This is a genomic window from Acidimicrobiales bacterium, assembly GCA_030747595.1.
Lineage (GTDB): Bacteria > Actinomycetota > Acidimicrobiia > Acidimicrobiales > MedAcidi-G1 > UBA9410.
The window spans coordinates 50,426-68,425 of sequence record JASLKK010000012.1; the positions used below are offsets into that span (position 1 = coordinate 50,426).

14 protein-coding genes are annotated in these 18,000 nt (G+C 63.2%); 9 read left to right on the plus strand and 5 right to left on the minus strand.

What is annotated here, in order from left to right; translation table 11 throughout:
• The 3 genes from QF777_09985 to QF777_09995 all read left to right on the plus strand — a co-directional run bounded on the left by QF777_09985 (position 1) and on the right by QF777_09995 (position 1,827).
• Positions 1–165 (plus strand): hypothetical protein, encoded by a 165-nt coding sequence (locus tag QF777_09985; GenBank protein MDP6911877.1) that lies wholly within the window; start codon positions 1–3, stop codon positions 163–165.
• A gap of 30 nt (positions 166–195) precedes the next feature.
• Positions 196–546, plus strand: a complete 351-nt coding sequence (locus tag QF777_09990; protein MDP6911878.1) for a hypothetical protein — start codon at positions 196–198, stop codon at positions 544–546.
• Between the two features lie 63 nt (positions 547–609).
• Complete coding sequence (locus QF777_09995; protein ID MDP6911879.1) at positions 610–1,827, plus strand: FAD-binding oxidoreductase; 1,218 nt, start codon at positions 610–612, stop codon at positions 1,825–1,827.
• On the opposite strand, the gene QF777_10000 is transcribed toward QF777_09995, so the two are convergent.
• A complete protein-coding gene (locus tag QF777_10000) occupies positions 1,824–4,136 on the minus strand; it encodes a DUF1989 domain-containing protein (GenBank protein MDP6911880.1) in 2,313 nt (770 codons plus the stop codon). The genes QF777_09995 and QF777_10000 overlap by 4 nt on opposite strands.
• Positions 4,137–4,458: 322 nt before the next feature.
• Between QF777_10000 and QF777_10005 the strand changes: the two genes are divergently transcribed.
• The 6 genes from QF777_10005 (at position 4,459) to QF777_10030 (ending at position 11,015) form a co-directional block, all read left to right on the plus strand.
• A complete protein-coding gene (locus QF777_10005; GenBank protein ID MDP6911881.1) occupies positions 4,459–5,868 on the plus strand; it encodes a glutamine synthetase family protein in 1,410 nt (469 codons plus the stop codon).
• Between the two features lie 86 nt (positions 5,869–5,954).
• Positions 5,955–6,887, plus strand: coding sequence for a class II glutamine amidotransferase (locus tag QF777_10010; GenBank protein MDP6911882.1), 933 nt, complete (start codon positions 5,955–5,957; stop codon positions 6,885–6,887).
• Complete coding sequence (locus tag QF777_10015) at positions 6,884–7,666, plus strand: hypothetical protein (GenBank protein ID MDP6911883.1); 783 nt, start codon at positions 6,884–6,886, stop codon at positions 7,664–7,666. Before QF777_10010 ends, QF777_10015 begins: the two co-directional genes overlap by 4 nt.
• Positions 7,667–7,678: 12 nt before the next feature.
• The gene (locus QF777_10020; protein MDP6911884.1) at positions 7,679–9,115 is read left to right on the plus strand and encodes an FMN-binding glutamate synthase family protein; all 1,437 of its coding nucleotides are present in this window, start codon (positions 7,679–7,681) and stop codon (positions 9,113–9,115) included.
• A 2-nt stretch (positions 9,116–9,117) separates the two neighbouring features.
• The gene (locus QF777_10025; GenBank protein MDP6911885.1) at positions 9,118–9,540 is read left to right on the plus strand and encodes a hypothetical protein; all 423 of its coding nucleotides are present in this window, start codon (positions 9,118–9,120) and stop codon (positions 9,538–9,540) included.
• 134 nt (positions 9,541–9,674) lie between these two features.
• Complete coding sequence (locus tag QF777_10030; protein MDP6911886.1) at positions 9,675–11,015, plus strand: FAD-binding oxidoreductase; 1,341 nt, start codon at positions 9,675–9,677, stop codon at positions 11,013–11,015.
• A 270-nt stretch (positions 11,016–11,285) separates the two neighbouring features.
• On the opposite strand, the gene QF777_10035 is transcribed toward QF777_10030, so the two are convergent.
• The 4 genes from QF777_10035 to QF777_10050 form a co-directional block, all read right to left on the minus strand.
• Complete coding sequence (locus QF777_10035; protein ID MDP6911887.1) at positions 11,286–12,656, minus strand: NAD(P)/FAD-dependent oxidoreductase; 1,371 nt, start codon at positions 12,654–12,656, stop codon at positions 11,286–11,288.
• Between the two features lie 22 nt (positions 12,657–12,678).
• Positions 12,679–15,684: an ABC transporter permease subunit gene (locus tag QF777_10040; GenBank protein MDP6911888.1), complete on the minus strand. Its 3,006-nt coding sequence runs from the start codon at positions 15,682–15,684 to the stop codon at positions 12,679–12,681.
• Between the two features lie 10 nt (positions 15,685–15,694).
• Positions 15,695–16,705 carry a glycine betaine/L-proline ABC transporter ATP-binding protein gene (locus QF777_10045; protein MDP6911889.1) on the minus strand — a complete coding sequence of 337 codons (1,011 nt, stop codon included), beginning with the start codon at positions 16,703–16,705 and terminating at the stop codon, positions 15,695–15,697.
• Between the two features lie 154 nt (positions 16,706–16,859).
• Positions 16,860–18,000 (minus strand): glycine betaine ABC transporter substrate-binding protein (locus QF777_10050; GenBank protein MDP6911890.1); only part of this gene is annotated, 1,141 nt, incomplete at its 5' end.

Sequence of the window (18,000 nt, forward strand, 5' to 3'; positions counted from 1 at the left end):
ATGGCTGGAAAGCAGATTGAGTTCAAGGAGAACCACACGCACAAGAAGTCCTACGAGCGTGGGATGTTGATCCTGTCGCTCGCGTGCATCGTGTTCGTCATCATCGCTGTGAACGTCGTCAGTGGCCCCACGTGCGGTGAAGATACATGGGCGATGTCCTGCTAGTCCCTGACGAGCAGTAGGCGAAGCAGTCGAATGACGGCGGCGGTGCGCCTCCGAGTTGCGGAGGTGGCCGCCGCCATCGTCGTCATTTCGTCGTTCCTGCCCTGGACCGTCGAGGACGACCGCACGCTGAGGGGCGTTCAGGTCGGCGACGGTCAGGTGATCGTCCTCACCGCAGTGGTGACGATCGTGATGATCCGGCTTGGTAGCCGTTTGGCGTGGTTTGCCGCCGGATTCTCCGCCGCTGTCCTCTGGCGCCAGTGGTTTGAGGATGACGTAGGCCTCCAGAGCCTCGGCCCGCTGCTTGGCGCGTTGGCGGCCTCTGTGGCCGTCGGCCTTCTGGTCTGGAACCTGCTGGCCGACATCCGGGAGAATGCCCCGTAGATAGGTGGCTTTGTTGGCGTCGGAGGTTCTCATGAGCGACGATGGGCCGATGATGGAGAGCCGGTGACGGGGGAGCGTCGCTGTGAGGTGGCGGTGGTTGGTGCCGGCATGCTGGGTGCATCGGCGGCCAGACACCTAGCCGACGCCGGCTGCGACGTGGTGCTCGTCGGTCAGGCCGAACCGACCGATCGACAGACCCATGGGGGCGTCTTCGGCAGTCACCATGACGTCGCCCGGGTGAGTCGCATTATCGATCCGGATCCGGTCCGGGCGTGGCTGGGCTATCGGTCGGTCAGCCAGTTCACGGAAGTGGCAGCCCGTACCGGCATCGACCCCGTCAACCCTGTGGGCCACCTCTGGGTGGACTCGCCTGCCGGTATCGACCTGCTGGCCGAAGCCGACGTCCGGTATGGGCTGTGTTGCCAACGACGTGGTGCAGCCGAAGCAATTGAGAGCATGGAGTTTCTCTCGCTCCCTGATGAGTGCGAGACCCTGTGGGAGCCACCACCGGCGGGCAGTGTGGACCCCCGGGCCCACGTAGCCTCCGAGACCGCCGCCGCGGTGGCTGCCGGGGCCACCCAAGTGGTCGCCCTTGTTGACTCGGTCCTCGAGGGAGCGGTCGGCCCGGTCTCGGTGTCCACCGACATGGGCGTCATCGCCGCCGACCGCGTGCTGCTGGCTACCGGTGCATTCTCCGGGTACGGCAAGTCCCCAGCGGCCGGCTTGGACCTGGAGTACGCGTTACACACCCAGTTGCTTGTCCACCTGGATGCTGCCGAGGTCGACAGGTTGGCCGGCATGCCCAGCATCATCGGTAAGTTCCCCGACCCAGTCGACGACTTCTACCTGACGCCTCCCGTGCGTGACCATCTTGTCGGACACCCTCCTGGTTCGGAGGACCGTCACATCCTCAAGGTGGGGGTACCAGAGGACGACCATGTGCGGGCTACGGCAGCCGAGTTGGTTGCCTGGTTCCGGACCGACGGTGACCCTGTAGTGGCTTTGAGGCTTGAGCGGATCTTGGGAGGGTTGCTTCCCGGGCTCCGTGACATGGGGCGCAGGACCACGTCGTGCGTCACCACCTACACGCCTAGTGGCTTTCCGTTCATCGATCTGCTGGGCGACCAGGTCAAGGGCCGGACCTACTGCGCAATCGGCGGGAACGGGTTCGCGGCGAAGTGTGCTCCGGCGCTCGGGGAACTGGCGGCAGGGCTGATCCTTGGTCGGGACTGGCCGACCGAAGTCGACCGGGAACTGTTCCGGGTCCGATTCCTGGACTAACTCCGCACGCGTTCCTTATCGGGGTCATAGTGCGGGAAGCGCACCACGGTGGCCGGGAGGCGCTTCTGGTGGCCATCCATCTGCCCCACCTCGACCTCGGTACCAATCTCAGCGTGTTCGACGGCCATCCAGCCGAGAGCGATGTTCTTCCCCAGGATGGGTGAACGGGTTCCGCTGGTGATCGTACCCACCTGCTGGCGGGCGATCATGATCGGGTTACCGGGGCCGGCTGGCTCGTCCCCTGAGAGTTCCAATCCGACCAAGGTGCGCTGGGGGTGTTCCTTGCCGCGAACCAGCGCGTCACGACCGATGAAGTCGTCCTCTTTGGTCTTGATAGGCACGGTAAAGCCGATACCTGCCTCCAGCGGAGTGGTCTGGTCGTTGAACTCGGAGCCAGCAAAGATCAGGCCGGCCTCGATGCGGAGCATGTCGAGTGCCTCGAGGCCCAAGGGTGTGAGGCCCTTTGGGCGGCCGACGGCCCAGATCGCGTCCCACACCTCCGGAGCGTCCGATGGGTGGCAGAACACCTCGAATCCCAACTCACCGGTGTAGCCGGTACGGGAAACCACGATCGGTATGCCGTGTTCGTCGCCGATGCGGGCCACTGAGAGGCGGAACCAGCCCAACTCGTCGATCGAAGCCTGGTCCGGTCGGGTCCAGATCACCTCCGAGAGGATCTCCCGACTGAGCGGCCCCTGGACCTGCACGTTGTGCAACTGGTCGGTGGCGTCACGTACCCAGACGTGGAGGCCCATTTCCTGAGCCTGCTTCCGGAGCCACAGTCCACTGGAGTCACTGCCGCCGATCCACCGGAAGTTGTCCTGGGCGAGGCGGTAGATCGTCCCGTCGTCGATCATTCCTCCGGTGTCGTAGCACATCGCCGTGTAGACGACTTGGCCGACGGCCAGCTTGCGGACGTTGCGGGTCACGCATGTCTGGAGGAGGAGCTCGGCATCGGGGCCTACGACCTCGTACTTGCGCAGCGGCGACAGGTCGATGATCCCCGCCTTCTGGCGGGTGGCCCAGTACTCGTCGAGGGGGCCATGGTTGGTGTAACTGTTGGCCAACCAGTAGCCGGCGTATTCCGTGAAGTTGCGGGTGAGTTCCGAGGTTCGGGCGTGGAATCCCGTCTCCTTGGTCAGTTCGGGGTCGGAATCTGTTGACATGCGGAAGGCCGTGGCTTTCTTGAAGGTGTTGGTCGCCGGGTACACCCGGACGTGGATGTCGGTGGGTTGCCAGCCGTTGGCGGCGTCGATGTCGCATGGGCAGGCCGACGAGACGCAGACCAGGTCGGTCAGCGCCCGCAAGAGTACGTAGTCGCCGGGTCGGGACCACGGTTCCTCAAAGTAGAGCTGGTTCGCGTCGTCCAGGTTGGTGTTGTAGAAGAAGTTGATGGCCTCCCAGCCTCGGCGGGGAGCGATGTCGTAGGGGGCCAGAACCCGGTTGAAGTTTTCACTGCAGTTGACGTGGCCCGGGTAGCCCATGTCCTCGTAGTACTTGGGGTTACAGGCCGTGTTGAAGGTGTCGTGGCGCCCCACCGTGTCGTGGACGACCTCCACCATCGGTTGGAAGTCCAGCGAGTAGTACTTGGCGAACAGGCCGGGCATGGGGTAGCTGGCGCCCATGAGGCTGCGGGTGATAGTGGCGTCCAGCGCGGCTTCCACGCCACCGTCCAGACGGGCGGCGTCGAAGCACTGGAAGTCGGAACACTCCCGGCCCTCGACGTCGATGACCTGGATGAACTCGCCGGCCTTCACCTCGTAGACCCGGGCGGTGGCCGCGTCGATTCGGAGATCCTGATTCTGGTCGGCTAGTGGCGTGGGGAGGACCTCGAGGCCCGGTACCGGGGGGGCGGTGCGGTGAACGAAGGCGATGATGTCGGTGGGCGGGTTCTGCTCGTGGGGGAGCATCTTCCCGCCGGTCACGCCGATGACGCAGACCACGTCGGCCGTGGCGGTCAACCAGGCTTCCAGGCCGGAAGGGGAATCGGGGGCGAACAGTTGAACGGCAGTAGCCGTAGCGAGGTCGATGCCCTTGGCGGCCAGCGCGTCGGCAACCCGCTGGGCGTCATGCTGGTTGGCGGCCAGGATCGCTGTGATGCCCGTTGCCGGGGCACCCGATGCACCATGGGGCAGATCGCCCAGCAAGCCTGGGTCGGAGTTGCCGTCCCGGTCGAACGCGGCCACCTCGACGGGCTGGCAACCCTCGGGATCGATGATCTGCAACCGGTCGCCTGCGCCTAGGAGCACCGCGGTTACCGCGCCGCCGGTAACCCGGTAGCGCTCCACGCCGGGCGCTAGGCCGGCCATCCCCGGCATGAGAAGCCGAGGTCTTTCGGCCATTGTGATCGTCATTTCGTGCTCTCCGTTGTACCTAGGGCGCAGGTTCCGTTGGATCCGATCCCGATCATGACACCGAACAAAGTGTCTGGACGGCGGCTTCCGCCCCACCCCCCGTGAGCGTAGATGTCCTCCACTCACACGAAAGATTTCACTGGCAGGGACTGTAGTTGATTGGTATGGTACGCCGGTCCGGGAAGCGTGACCCCGGGCTCGGGCCCTCTTCCCGAGGGGGTCGACGTTCTAGCGAAACCGTCACTAGCGATGCGCCCTCGGGCGCCAGGGGGAGACCATGACCGACATCCAGGCCTTCATCGAGGCAGAGGGGCGTGCCGAGCAGGTCGCTGAGGTCCAAAAGCGCATCGAGGCAGAGGGCATTCAGTACCTTTACTGCCAGTTCGTGTCCGTGACCGGGCGCATCATGGGCAAGGGCATCCCGGCTAAGCACTTCGGTACCATCGCCAACAAGGGCTTCCAGTTGGTCTACGGGTCCACGGCCAACCTGTTCGTCGACCGTCATGGCCAATACATCGGTTACGGCCCGGAGTCCCGCGAGTTGGTCGGCGTAGCCGAAGTAGACACCTTTATGAAGCTCCCCTGGGACCCCAAGACGGCTCGGGTTTTCTGCACGTTGTTCCGGGGTCGTGAGGAAGAGGTCGACGGTGGGATGTTCCTCACCTCGGACTGTCGCGGCAACCTCCAGCGCATCCACAAGGAGTTCGAGGAGAAGACCGGCCTCCACCTGCGTGCCGGGACCGAGCCCGAGATGATGTGGCTCAAGGCTGATGCCGACGGAAAGCCCACCGTTGAGGGCCTGACCAAGCCGAACTGCTACCACATCGACCAGTTCGCCGAGCTCCAGCCGCTCATCCACAGGGTGGTCGAGTACAGCGAGGCCATGGGCCTCGACATGATCCAGGGTGACCACGAGGACGCTCCGGGCCAGCTCGAACTCAACTTCAACTTCGACAGGGCCGAGCTGACCGCCGACCGGCTCACCACCTACCGCCAAATCTGCAAGCAGGTCGGTAGAGAACTCGGTGCCTTCCCCTGCTTCATGCCCAAGCCCTTCGTGGGCGTGTCGGCCAACGGCTGCCACCACAACATCTCCCTGTGGACCGGCGAGCCCGACGAGGGTGGCGAGAACAAGTTCATGCCCGAGGGTGACGACCCGCAGATCCCCGGAGCGATCGGGATGAAGGCCATTGGCGGGATCATGGAGCACCTCAATGCGCTGACCTGCTTGGGTTCACCAACCGTCAACTCCTATCGACGACTCTGGGATACCGGTTTCTGGGCACCCGTCTTCGCCGACTGGGGCTTCCAGAACCGCACCACCGCGCTGCGCATCAGCGCTCCGGGCCGCTTCGAGTACCGCTCGGTCGACTCGGCGGTCAACCCCTACCTGTCCTTCGCTGCCCTCATCAAGGCCATGGATGACGGGATGGATCGCAACCTGGATCCCGGCCCGCCTGAGGAGCGCAACATCTACGAGGCCATGGAAGAAGGCAAGGAAGTCAAGAAGATCCCGATGAACCTTGGCGAGGCCTTGGATGCTCTGAGGGCCGACGAGGTCGTCAAGAGCGCTCTCCCCGGAGAGATGTTCAAGGTGTTCGAGCACTACAAGCGCGACGAGTGGGAGCGCTTCATGCACACCGTGACTGACTGGGACGTCGAGGAATACCTCGACATTCTGCCGTAGGGCCAATTCCCGGGAGTCTGTTTCGGGCCCTGACCTAAGTCATACGGAACAGACCACAGAGCGATACGAGAGATCAGGAGACCCCTATGTGTGGCATCGCCGGCATCATCCATCGCGACGGCTCGGCCGACATCGGCGCCGAGTTGACCGCGATGCTCCAGTCCATGAAGCACCGGGGTCCCGACTCCACCGGTTACGCCATGTACGGCCCGCCCGACGACCTGGTCGTCGTACGGTTCATGCTGGCTGAGCCCAACGAGGTCGGTGGCTTCGGCATGGACGAGAAGATGGAGCGCAATCGGGCCGAGGTCGAGGCCCGCCTGGCCAAGGTCGGTGCAGACCTGGCCACCATCCACACCGAGTCCGGCGGCTACGCCTTCCGGGCCACCATCCGGTACGGCGGTGACCTGAAGCCGCTGGCCGACTATCTGGAGGACATCGACGGTTGCGAGGTGCTCTCGCTGGGCAACTCGTTGGAGATCGTCAAGGACCTCGGTGACGCGGAGTCGGTCCACGAGCAGTACCAGCTGGACAACCTGAAGGGCACCCATGGCATCGGGCACGTACGCATGGCGACCGAGTCAGACGTGGACCTGGCCAGCGCTCACCCCTACTGGGCCTACCCGTTCGCCGACGTATCGGTCGTGCACAACGGACAGCTCACCAACTACCACGTATGGCGCCGTCGTCTCGAGCGCATGGGCCACCGGTTCCAGTCCGAGTGCGACTCGGAGATCATTGCCGTTTACCTGGCCCAGCAACTGGAAAACGGCATGCCGCTGGAAACGGCCATGAAGCACAGCCTTGATGACTTTGACGGCGTATTCACCTACCTGGTGGCAACCGGCAACGAGTTGGGTGTGGCCAAGGACGAGATGGCGGCCAAGCCGCTGGTGCTCATGGAGACCGACGACCTGGTCGTCATGGCCTCCGAGGAGATGGCGATCCGGGCGCTGATGGGTCGTGAGGTCGAGAGCCGCGATCCGTTCGAGCGGGAGGTCCTGACGTGGCAGGTATGAACACCAAGAGTGGGGTTATCTACGACGCCCGGGGTCTGGTCGAGCCGGATCCTGAGCCGCCGATGACCGCTGAGATCGACGGCGACAGCGCCGTCATCGACGCTACCGATCTGACCACCAGGAAGATCAACCTGGAACTCAAGCGGATCGTCTACGACGAGGGTGTCAACACCGTCACCATCGTGAACCCCGGCTCCAAGCACTCCCTCGGCGTCGGCATCCTCAAGCGTTGCAACATCACGTTCGAGGGCAGCCCCGGCTGGTACGCCTGTGGCCTGATCGACGGACCTGAGGTCCAGATCAACGGCCGGGTCGGCTGGTCGCTGGGCGAGAACATGATGTCCGGATCGGTCGTGGTCGAAGGCCCGGCGGGCTCGCTCACCGGAGCCGCCCTGCGCGGTGGAGACCTGGTCGTGAAGGGCAACGTCGGCGCCCGGACGGGCATTGACCAGAAGGGCGGGACGATCATCGCTCTGGGCAGCGCCGGCATCAACACCGGCTTCATGATGCAGCGTGGTCGCCAGATCATCTGCGGGAACGTCAACGACGGCCTGGGCGACTCGATGTACGACGGCATCATCTACGTCGGCGGGAACGTGGCCTCGCTCGGCGTGGACTGCGTGCCCGGCGAGATGAACGACGATGACGTCGAGTTCATCAACCGGAAGTTCGAGATCTACGACCTCGGTACCCCGCCGGACCTGAAGAAGTTCGAGTGCGGCAAGGTGCTCCACAACTACGACGCGCTGGAGCCTTCCGAGCGCAAACTCGTTCTCTAGGAGGGACAGGCGATGCCAGAAGCGAACGACATCAAGGGCGTGGACACGCCGGTGGTGGACACCAACGCCGCCACCGACGTCATCGGCAAGAGCAAGATCTTCACGCCGGAGGTCATCAACGACATCCACGTGAAGGCTGAACTGGGCCGCTATCGGATGCGGGGATTCTCACTATTCAAGAAGATCCCACACTGGGACGAGTTGGTGTTCCTTCCTGGAACGCTCACCCGCTTCGTGATCGAGGGCTATCGCGAGAAGTGCGAGACCAAGACGGTCATCGGCGGCCGGTTTGCCGCCAAGCCGTTGGAGTTGGACATTCCCGTCTACATCACCGGCATGAGCTTCGGTGCGTTGTCTATCGAGGCCAAATCGGCACTCGCCAAGGGCGCCTCGATGGCCGGCACGGCGACATGCTCCGGTGAGGGCGGCATGATTCCGCCCGAGCGGGACCTGTCGACGAAGTGGTTCTATCAGGTCATCCAGAGCCGTTACGGCTTCAACCCGCACCACCTGATGCTGGCCGACGCGATCGAGTTCTTCATTGGACAGGGTTGCAAGGTCGGCCTTGGTGGACACCTCATGGGCCAGAAGGTCACCGAGCAGGTGGCCGAGATGCGATCGCTGCCCGCTGGCATCGACCAGCGCTCTCCGGCTCGCCACCCCGACTGGATTGGGCCTGACGACTTGTCGCTGAAGATCCAGGAGATCCGTGAGGCCACCAACTACCAGGTACCGATCCAGTTGAAGTTGGGTTCGTCACGGGTGTACGACGACGTACGGATGGCCGCCAAGTGCGGTCCTGACTCGATCTATCTCGATGGCGCCGAAGGAGGTACCGGTGCTGGTCCACACCTCGCCACCGAGGAGACGGGCATCCCGTTGATGGCCGCCATCCCCGAGGCTCGGCGGGCGCTCGAGGACGTGGGCCTGGCCGATGAGGTCGACCTCGTGGTGGCCGGCGGCATCCGCAACGGTGGTGACGTGGCCAAGTGCCTGGCTCTGGGCGCTAAGGCAGTGGCACTCGGTACCGCTGCCCTGATGGCCCTGAACTGCAACAAGCACATCGAGGGTGTCACTGACTATGAGGGCACCATCGGAGTGCCTGCCGGCGAGTGCTACCACTGCCACACCGGTCGCTGTCCAGTGGGTGTGGCCACCCAGGACGTCGAGCTGCGGGCACGCCTTGACGTCGACGAGGCCGCCCTGCGGGTCTACAACTACCTCCATACATTGACCATGGAGGTCCAGTTGCTGGCCCGTGCCTGCGGCAAGACCGACATCCACAGCCTCGAGCCTGAGGATCTGGCTGCTCTCACCCATGAGGCGTCGGCCATGGCCAAGGTGCCGCTGGCGGGGACCACCTACATCCCGGGAGTCAGTGAGGAGCGTGCGCTTCAGGAGATGAAGGACATGATGGCCAAGCAGCTCGCAGAGAGCGGGAGGAACTGACGATGGGTGTGAAGCACACGGTCGCCATCGATGCCGAGACCCTGGCCGGGAAGCGGTTTGATTACCAGGAGGACGTCTCGCTGGTAGAGGACCTTGACCTGATGGAGTTGACGCCGGGGAAGGATCTGAACTGGTTGGAGGACATCCACCTACTGGAGGAGGACGGCACCCCCGCGGTGTTTGATCGGAACTCCAACGCCTTCCTGAAGATTTACTTCGACATCCCGGAAGGTCGGGGGGACGAGTTGGCCCGCAAGGTGCTCATGAGACACCTCATCTCGGGGAACTCCTACGGCATCCAGCTCAAGGAGAAGCACTGCAAGTTCCACCAGGTGGAGCTCGGCCCGTGGGTCGCCGACTCAAAGTCGGTGGGCGACAACTACAAGGCGCCGGTTCTCGAAGGCTGGGAGCCGCCGGCCCACTAGCTCGCCGGCGGGACGATCACCGAAGAAAATCTCTGATTCGGACCCGTCGACACCTGTCGGCGGGTCCGGTCATGTCCGACCCGTGATGGATCGGTGCCGCTGACTCGGTGGCACCCAAGCAACAGGAGTACCCCATGAGCACCACCGGCAAGCTTCCCGAGTCGGTCCGGTACTGCATTATCGGTGCCGGTATCCACGGCCTGTCCACTGCTTGGCACCTGGCCCGCGAGTTGAAGGCCCGTGGCGCCGGCAGTGGTGACGACATCCTCATCATTGAGAAGTCCGCGGCGGGTGCCGGTCCGTCGGGCATCGCCTGCGGCGTGGTTCGAAACAATTATTTCCAGCCCGCCATGCGCGAGCTGATGGCTCATTCGGTCGAGGTGTGGGACGCCAATGCTGAGGCCTTCGAGTATCACCCGGTCGGCTACCTCCAGATTTCGTATGACGAGATGAGCGAGGACGTGGCGACAATCCACGAGCAGCAGAAGGCCATTGGATACGAGTCGGAGTTCATCGACGGTGTTGATGCCACCCGCGACCACATGCTGGGCATCTTCGACGACTGGCGTGCCACCGGTGTTAGCAGCGTGTTGCACGAGAAGAAGGGCGGCTACGCCCACAACATGGCCACCGTCAACGGACTGCTGGCCAAGGTGGAGGCCGAAGGCGTCAATGTCGTGTCCGACACCGTGGTCACCGAACTAGCCGTCAACGGTGGTGCCGTGACGCACGTGGTGACCAGCCGGGGCATGGTCGCCGTCGACCATGTGGTCGCCGCCGCGGGGCCGTGGGTACCGAAGTTGTGGGAAATGCTGGACCTGCCTGACACCACCGACATCGTGTCCGGCGATTCCACCCACACCGTGCCGACCTGGAAGTTCTGGGCCCTCCAAGAGGGGACGCTGGACGTCGATCCCGGTTACCTGATGAACAACGCCGGGACTATGCCGCCGGTCGTCCATGTGGATGCCGACGCACCCCTGCATGACGAGGATGGGAACCTGTTGGTAGATGGCAAGTGGGGCGTGTACTACAAGCCCGACTTCAACTTCGGTGGGGTGCAGGGCGGCTATATGCCCTACCCGGTCGACAAGCCATGGCGTGACGTGGCCATCGATCCTTACGGCCCAGCCAGTCCGGACTTCGTGGTCGGCGAAGACTTCCGGGCTGTGTGGGCCGCTGCGTTGTCGCACTGCCAGTCACGGTTCGAGGGCAAGGCCCACCTGATGAGTCAGGTGCCATCCGGCGGGATCGGGGCGTTCACCCCGGATAGCTTTCCAGTGCTGGACACCTTCTGTGAGAACGTCTACGTGATCGCTGACTCGAACCACGGCTTCAAGATGATCGGGTTGGGCGCACTGGTGGCCAAGGAACTCTGCGGCGCCACGCAGGCCCTGTTGGAGCCGTTCCGGTACAGCCGGTACGCCTTGGGCAATCTGCATCCGGAGAGCAACTCGCCGTATCCCTGGAGTTAGGGCCAGTCGCTTCATTCTCTCTGGGGCGGTGGTCGTTTTGAGTTTTGCAGCGAGCCGGGAGCCTAAGGTCGGTCTGGGTCAAGAGGTCAACAGAAAGTTGGAGAGTCCGCTATGGCTAGTAAAGACAAGGGTGGCCGGAGCAGCAAGACTCCCGCCTCCAAGAGCGCTAAAGAAAAGCGACAGGCAAAGAAAGACAAGAAGGCAGGGAAGGGCGGCCTCTAAGCCTGATGGGGGCTGAGCGGTGAACCGATCTCGAAGGGTGTCGGCCTCTCAGCCGCCGCCGTCCGGGGCCTCGTCTAGCAGGTAGGTGGCCATCGAGTCGTCTAGCGCATCCAGCCACGGCGTGTGGTGGGGCGGCGCCACGGTCCCGGTCAGTGTCGACGGGAATCCGAGGTTCCGGTAGCCCATGATGTCGGCCTTCTTGTGGCCCTTCCAGTCCTTAAACATCTGGTTCACTGCCGGGATATTGAAGTCCGGGTAGTCGGTTTCGTCGACCAGAACCTGGGTGTAGTCGCCCTGGAAGTCAATTTCTTCGTAGGCCGTCTCGAGTGCCTCTTCGCGGGCCAGCCAGGCAGCACCGTCGGCAGCCATCTCCTCGGCAGACGGCAGATCGATGCGTCCCATCATGACGTCGCGGGCGTACCAGGCCTGCGCATCGAACATGTTGAATGTGTAGTACTGGTCCTGCATCCCGAGGTAGAAGAGTTTCGGGTTCCGCTCCCACACCACGCCCTTGTAGAGGCCGGAGACCCACAGCCGGTTGGCCGTCTCGAGCCGAAGGTCGTCAGGGAGGTAGGGGAAGTGATGCTGGTATCCAGTGCACAGGATGATGGCATCCACGTCACGGGTCTGGCCGTCGGAGAAGTGGACGGTGTTGCCGTCCACGTGGGTGAGGATCGGAAGTTCCTCCCAGTTGTCGGGCCAGTCGTAGCCCATGGTGCCGGCCCGTGACGTGCAGTAGATGCGGTTGGCGCCGTACTTGTGGCACTGCGAGCCGATGTCCTCGGCCGAGTAGCTGGCCCCCACGATGAGGATGTCCCGGCCGGTGAACTCGACGGCGTCACGGAAGTCGTGGGCGTGAAGGATACGGCCCAGGAACCTTTCGAAGCCCGGGTAGTGGGGCACGTTGGGCACCGAGAAGTGGCCTGAGGCGACCACGACGTGGTCGAACTTCTCGGACGACGTGTGGCCGCCATCCAGATCGTGGGACGTAACGGTAAACATCCCGGCCCCGTCGCCAGCGGCCCCGTCATAGGTCACCTCGCGCACGGTGGTCCGGAACCGGATCTGGTCACGTACGCCGCTCTTTTCGACGCGGCCTTTGATGTAGTCCCACAGGACCTCACGGGGCGGGTAGGAGGCGATGGGCTTCCCGAAGTGCTCCTCGAATCCGTAGTCGGCGAACTCCAGGCACTCCTTGGGTCCGTTGGACCACAGGTAGCGGTACATCGACCCGTGTACCGATTCGCCGTACTCGTCGACACCGGTGCGCCACGTGTAGTTCCATAGGCCACCCCAGTCGTCCTGCTTCTCGTAGCAGACGACCTCGGGGACCTCGGCACCCTGTTTGGCGGCGGATGCGAAGGCTCGCAACTGGGCCAGACCGCTGGGGCCCGCGCCGACCACGGCAACTCTGGTCATGTCGTTTCCTTTCGGCCTCAAATTAGGAAATGAGACCGAGTTGGCGCTTGCGCTTATCGGCCCATTCGGAGATGAGTACGTCGGAAGCCATGCCTATGCAGGCCACGGCAATTCCGGCGACGATAGCCCGGCCACTGTCGATGTTGGGCTGAGCCTCGATGAGCTCTCGAGCCAGCCCCGTGGTCTTGATGAGTCCGGCGATCATCACCATGAAGAGGCCGAACATGATTGTCTGGTTGATGCCGAGCATGATCTCCGGCACGGCCATGGGCAACTTCACCTTCCAGAGGGTCTGTCGTCGTGTGCAGCCTGTCATCGTCGATGCCTCGACCAACGACTCCGGTACGTTTTGGATGCCGAATATCGTGTACCGGATGGCTGGTACGGATGCGGACAGGACCACGGCGACGATGATCGCTGTTTCGGAGACGTCGAAGAACATGATTGCTGGGAACAGGTAGACGAACGACGGGAAGGTCTGGAAGAAGTCGAGGACCACTTGTACTGCCGTGTTACGCCTCGCCGTGGTCGCTGCCCAGATCCCGAACGGAACACCGAAGATGATCGCCAGCAACACGGCAAAGGTCAGCTGGTAGAAGTTCCACATGGCCTGCCACCAGAACCCGGCGAGGGAGATGAAGGCGATCATGCCTGCGGCCATGAGGGCGGGCCGGCGACCGTTGATGAAGTATCCGATCACACCGAAGAGCAGGACGAGGCCCACCCATGGAATGGTGAGGTAGGCATCGCGCAGGGGTAGCAGGATCCAGGACTCGAGCACATCTCGAAAGGCGATGGTTTGGTCGCGGAGGTTCACAGTGAAGGACTCGTCAGTGGTTCGGAGGGTTACCCAGCCGAGCGTTACGAGCACTGTCATGGCCGTCGTCCAGGTGAAGCGAAGCGACTCTCGGGCCCGGGCGGCCGCCTCGAGTTGGGAGTAGCCCTTCTCGGAAATCTGGGCCATCAACTTGGTCCGTACCGATAAGCCGTACACCACGGCGGCGACGCCGGCCGCCACGAAGACGTAGATCCACGGCTCGGTGGACAGGTGCAGGAAGTCGAACAGGCCTACGGACCACCCAACCCAGCTCACGGCTACTGCGCCGACCAGCCAGCGATAGCGCCGAGTGCTCCAGGCCAGCCATCCGGCACCTGCGATGGCGGCCAGGAAGGCCACCAACCACCATCCGCCGGACAACTCCCACCACGCTATGTCGGTCTTGGCGTGGTCCACGAGCCATTCCCAGAAGGCCTCGTGGCCCCACATCCACGAGTTGGGTACGCGGAAGGCGGCATCCCAGACCTGGGCCAGGAGGAGGCCACCAGCCAGCACCCCTCCCGAAGCCAGGAGGTATGGGTGACGCTTCCAGAAAGGCACGCCCTCTTCGTGGTGGGTCGGCTGAAGTCGACCTAGCGCCTGGCTGAGGCGGTCCAGGGTGATGGCCATGACGACGATGGCGATTCCGATTTCGGTTCCGGCCCCGATATGGAGTCCCGTGAGGCGGAACAGGAGGTCCTGCCCCAGGCCGGCGGTGCCGACGAAGGATGCGATGACCACCATGGCCAGGCACTCCATCACCACCTGGTTGATGCCGACTAGGAGAGATTGGCGGGCGGCGGGAAGCTCTACTTTCCACAGCATCTGACGTCGCGTGCAGCCACCCATGATCCCTGCCTCGATGACCTCTTTCGAGATCCCCTGGACACCGAGGATCGTCACCCTGGCCATTGGTGGGATGGCGTAGGCGATTGTGGCGATGACACCGGCCTTGTGCGAGAGGCCGATGAAAACGCCGATCGGGATGAGGAAGGTGAAGTGAGGGAAGGCCTGGGTCAGGTTCATGATCGGGATCAGGAACTGTTCGACCCGACGTCGCTTAGCTGCCACCAGGCCGATAAGGCCTCCAAGGAAGGCGGCGATCGGAACTGCCACAAGAACAGCGGACAGCGTGATCATTGTCTTGTCCCAGCGAGTTTCCGCTCCGGCCTTCTCCGCAGGTTCGCCGATGAAGGCGGCGTAGAGGATGAACCCGACCGACAGGAGGGCGAGGCGCCAACCCCCCAGCTTCCATCCGACGACACCGAAGAGGCCGGCGATCACTATCCATGGCAGGGCGGGGATATGCCACGGTTCGTAGAGGCTCACAGCGGCCATCCACCCGATGAGGGCGGTAGTCATCGCCCACGCGGTGCTCCGGCGTTGCCAGGCCAGCCAGCCTGTTCCGCCGACGAGGAGGACGAAGATGAACAGCCACGGCATGTCGGGAAGATGCCAAGGTCCGTAGCCGCTGATAAGGAGTCCTTCGGCGACATCCAGGGGGAACTCCAGCCATCGTGCGACCTGGCGGAAGAGAGCCTTGACGTTGAAAGATTCCTCGTTTGTTTGCAGGGTCACCCAACCGATAGTGGCGATGGCCGTGGTAGCGGCCGTCCACTCGAACGCCCGATCCCGCATGGCTTGGGCCGCAGAGGCGATGCCTATGACCACGAAGACGAAGATCCACGGCGTGGTCGGGAGGCGCAGGAAGTCGAATAGGTCGACAGACCAACCCGTCCAGGCCACCGCCACAGTGGCAATCAGCCAGCGGTTGGTTCGGGTACGCCATGCCATCCAGCCTGTGGCCCCGAGGCATACCAGAAGAGCCAACAGCCACGGTCCACTGGAAAGGTGCCACGCCACGGTGAACTGGAAGAACTCCTCGTAGCGGAGGTGGTCGAACCAGGTGTTAACCCATCCTGTGGCTTTGTAGCTGACGCTGGCAAAGCCGTCCCGGCCCGCAAAGTTGAACCAGTCGACGGTCCAGGTCCGCGGAACCCGGTAGAGCCATTCGAGCGCTGCTGACTCACCTTCGTATTTGCCGGTTCGGGTGATGTGGTGCGACCCAAGCCGCCACCAGGTGAACCACAGGATCAGGAACGGTCCGAAGGCGATTGCCGCCTTTTGTCGGCCGGATAGTTGTTTTGCTGGTCCGTCGGCCGACGCCGCGTCGGAGGTGTCGAGGGGCTCGGATGTGGTCTGATCGGTCATGGCCTGGTGATCACTCGGCCTCAAAGAGCGCTTCGGTCACCTGCGCTGCGGTGATCGAGCCGACAACCTCCCCGTCTTCGACCACCCTCACCGGGACCGTGGAACTGAGGATCTGGTTGGCTGCTGATGAGACAAACACGCGTCCGTCGACCTCGCCGTCAGCGCTATCCGATGGGGGACCCATCAGGGTGTGGACACGAAGCAACTTGGCTCGGGAGACGTTCTTCGTGAACGCTGCGACGTAGTCCGAGCCCGGGTTGGTGATCAACTCCTCTGCAGTGCCCAGCTGGTCAATTACCCCGTCACGCATGATGGCGATCCTGTCGGCAAGACGGATGGCCTCGTCGAAGTCGTGCGTGATGAAGATGATCGTTTTTTGCAAAGTTGACTGGAGACGAAGAAACTCATCCTGCATGTCGCGCCGAATGAGGGCGTCCAAGGCGGAGAACGGCTCGTCGAGGAACCAGACGTCGGGCTCCACGGCCAGAGAGCGGCCGATGCCTACGCGCTGCTGCTGTCCACCGGAGAGCTCTCTCGGGTAGTAGTTGCCACGTCCGTGCAATCCGACGAGGTCGATGATCTCGAGGGCCCGAGCGTTTCGGATGGCGAGGTCCACTCCCTGCACCTCGAGCGGGAAGGCAACATTTTCCAGCACCGTGCGGTGCGGGAAAAGTGCGAAGTGCTGGAACACCATGCCCATCTTGTGTCGGCGAAGTTCGACCAACTCCCGTTCAGAGGCGGCACGCAGGTCCTCGCCGTCGAAGTCGATCTCACCGGCGGTCGGCTCGATGAGGCGAGACATGCAGCGGACGAGGGTGGATTTGCCAGAGCCGCTAAGGCCCATCAGGACGACGAGTTCGCCCTCGTTGATTTCTAGTGAAGCGTTCCGAACGGCTGGGATGTAGCCGCTTTCCTTGATCGTCGCGAGATCTGGCTCGCCATCGTGGGAGGCCAGGAACTTCTCAGGTTCGGGCCCGTAGAGCTTCCAGACGTTACGGCAAACGATCTTGGGTTTGGTCATCGTGTCGGGCCTCGCCGAGACCTTAGTCCCGTTGTCAGGGTGGGTATGCGGGTTAGGACTTCAGTCATGACGACGTCGGGCCGGTGGCCGCGGGGGGGGGCCCCGGCACCCGGCCCGACATTACGACACCATTAGGCATCGCGTCTCATGGCGACTAGCCAACCCAGGCGTTCACCCGGTCAACGTTGTCGGCGAGCCACAAGGAAGCGGCATCTTCAGGCTCCATGCCGTCGATGTCGACGTACATGGCCAACTGGGCAATGTCCAAGTTGGTGAAGTTCATCCTCTGTACGACCTCGTAGGCGTTCGGCCACTTGTCCGGGAATCCGGACCACACGCCGAGCTTGAGATAGCCGTCCTTCGGGTTGCCACAGTCGTGCGTCGTCTCCGGGTTGAGGCCCCAAGAGGCATCGGTCCGGCACTCGTCAGCAAACGTCGGGAACTCGATGAACTTGCCGTCGTACATGGCCTCGATGAAGTTCGGGGTCCAGTTGAACAACACGATCGGCTCCTGGTTCGCAGAAGCTGCCTCCAACGCTGCCCACAGGGCACCAGCCGTACCGGCGTTCTCGACAATGAAGTCCATCTCGAGACCCTCGACACGCTCCTGGTCACCCTTCAACCAGTCCACCGGACCACCAAGGAAGCGGCCCTTGCCACCCGAATCGGGCGTAGCGAACATTTCGGCGCAACCGTTGAGCGCCTCCCAGTCGGGGAGACCCGGGCACACGTCCTCAACGTAGGACGGGTACCACCACTCTTCACGGGTCTTGGCGTCGTGCGTTGCCGCATCGATCACACAACCCGCGTCGACCTGCTCCATGAAGGCAACGCCAAAGGCGCCCTCCCAGACCTCGTGAACGAGGTCCATGTCGCCCTCACACATCGACGTGTACACCAGCGTGGAATCCGCCGAGATGTACTCAACCGAGTTGCCGGCCTGCTCCAGGATCGCACCAACGGCGTAGACGCCGGCGATCTGGGACGACCAGTTGTGGATCGGCAACTTGATCGGATCCGACGAATCCGCCGCAGCGACCGGGGCCTCGGGGCAGACACCCTGATCGGCTGAAGCCCATCCAGTCCAACGGGCACAGTTGTCGGCCAACCACAAGGCAGCCGCATCCTCAGGCTCCATGCCGTCGATGTCGACGTACATGGCCAACTGGGCAATGTCCAAGTTGGTGAAGTTCATCTTCTGAACCGCGGCATACGCAGTCGGCCACTTGTCCGGGAATCCGGACCACACGCCGAGCTTGAGATAGCCGTCCTTCGGGTTGCCACAGTCGTGCGTC

Bases quoted from the DNA above. Each gene is read 5' to 3' on its own strand.
- QF777_10020 (MDP6911884.1), top strand. From the start codon at position 7,679: ATGCCAGAAGCGAACGACATCAAGGGCGTGGACACGCCGGTGGTGGAC.
- QF777_10045 (MDP6911889.1), bottom strand. From the start codon at position 16,705: ATGACCAAACCCAAGATCGTTTGCCGTAACGTCTGGAAGCTCTACGGG.
- QF777_10000 (MDP6911880.1), bottom strand. From the start codon at position 4,136: ATGGCCGGCCTAGCGCCCGGCGTGGAGCGCTACCGGGTTACCGGCGGC.
- QF777_09985 (MDP6911877.1), top strand. From the start codon at position 1: ATGGCTGGAAAGCAGATTGAGTTCAAGGAGAACCACACGCACAAGAAG.
- QF777_09990 (MDP6911878.1), top strand. From the start codon at position 196: ATGACGGCGGCGGTGCGCCTCCGAGTTGCGGAGGTGGCCGCCGCCATC.
- QF777_10025 (MDP6911885.1), top strand. From the start codon at position 9,118: ATGGGTGTGAAGCACACGGTCGCCATCGATGCCGAGACCCTGGCCGGG.
- QF777_10005 (MDP6911881.1), top strand. From the start codon at position 4,459: ATGACCGACATCCAGGCCTTCATCGAGGCAGAGGGGCGTGCCGAGCAG.
- QF777_10010 (MDP6911882.1), top strand. From the start codon at position 5,955: ATGTGTGGCATCGCCGGCATCATCCATCGCGACGGCTCGGCCGACATC.
- QF777_10035 (MDP6911887.1), bottom strand. From the start codon at position 12,656: ATGACCAGAGTTGCCGTGGTCGGCGCGGGCCCCAGCGGTCTGGCCCAG.
- QF777_10040 (MDP6911888.1), bottom strand. From the start codon at position 15,684: ATGACCGATCAGACCACATCCGAGCCCCTCGACACCTCCGACGCGGCG.
- QF777_10015 (MDP6911883.1), top strand. From the start codon at position 6,884: ATGAACACCAAGAGTGGGGTTATCTACGACGCCCGGGGTCTGGTCGAG.
- QF777_10030 (MDP6911886.1), top strand. From the start codon at position 9,675: ATGAGCACCACCGGCAAGCTTCCCGAGTCGGTCCGGTACTGCATTATC.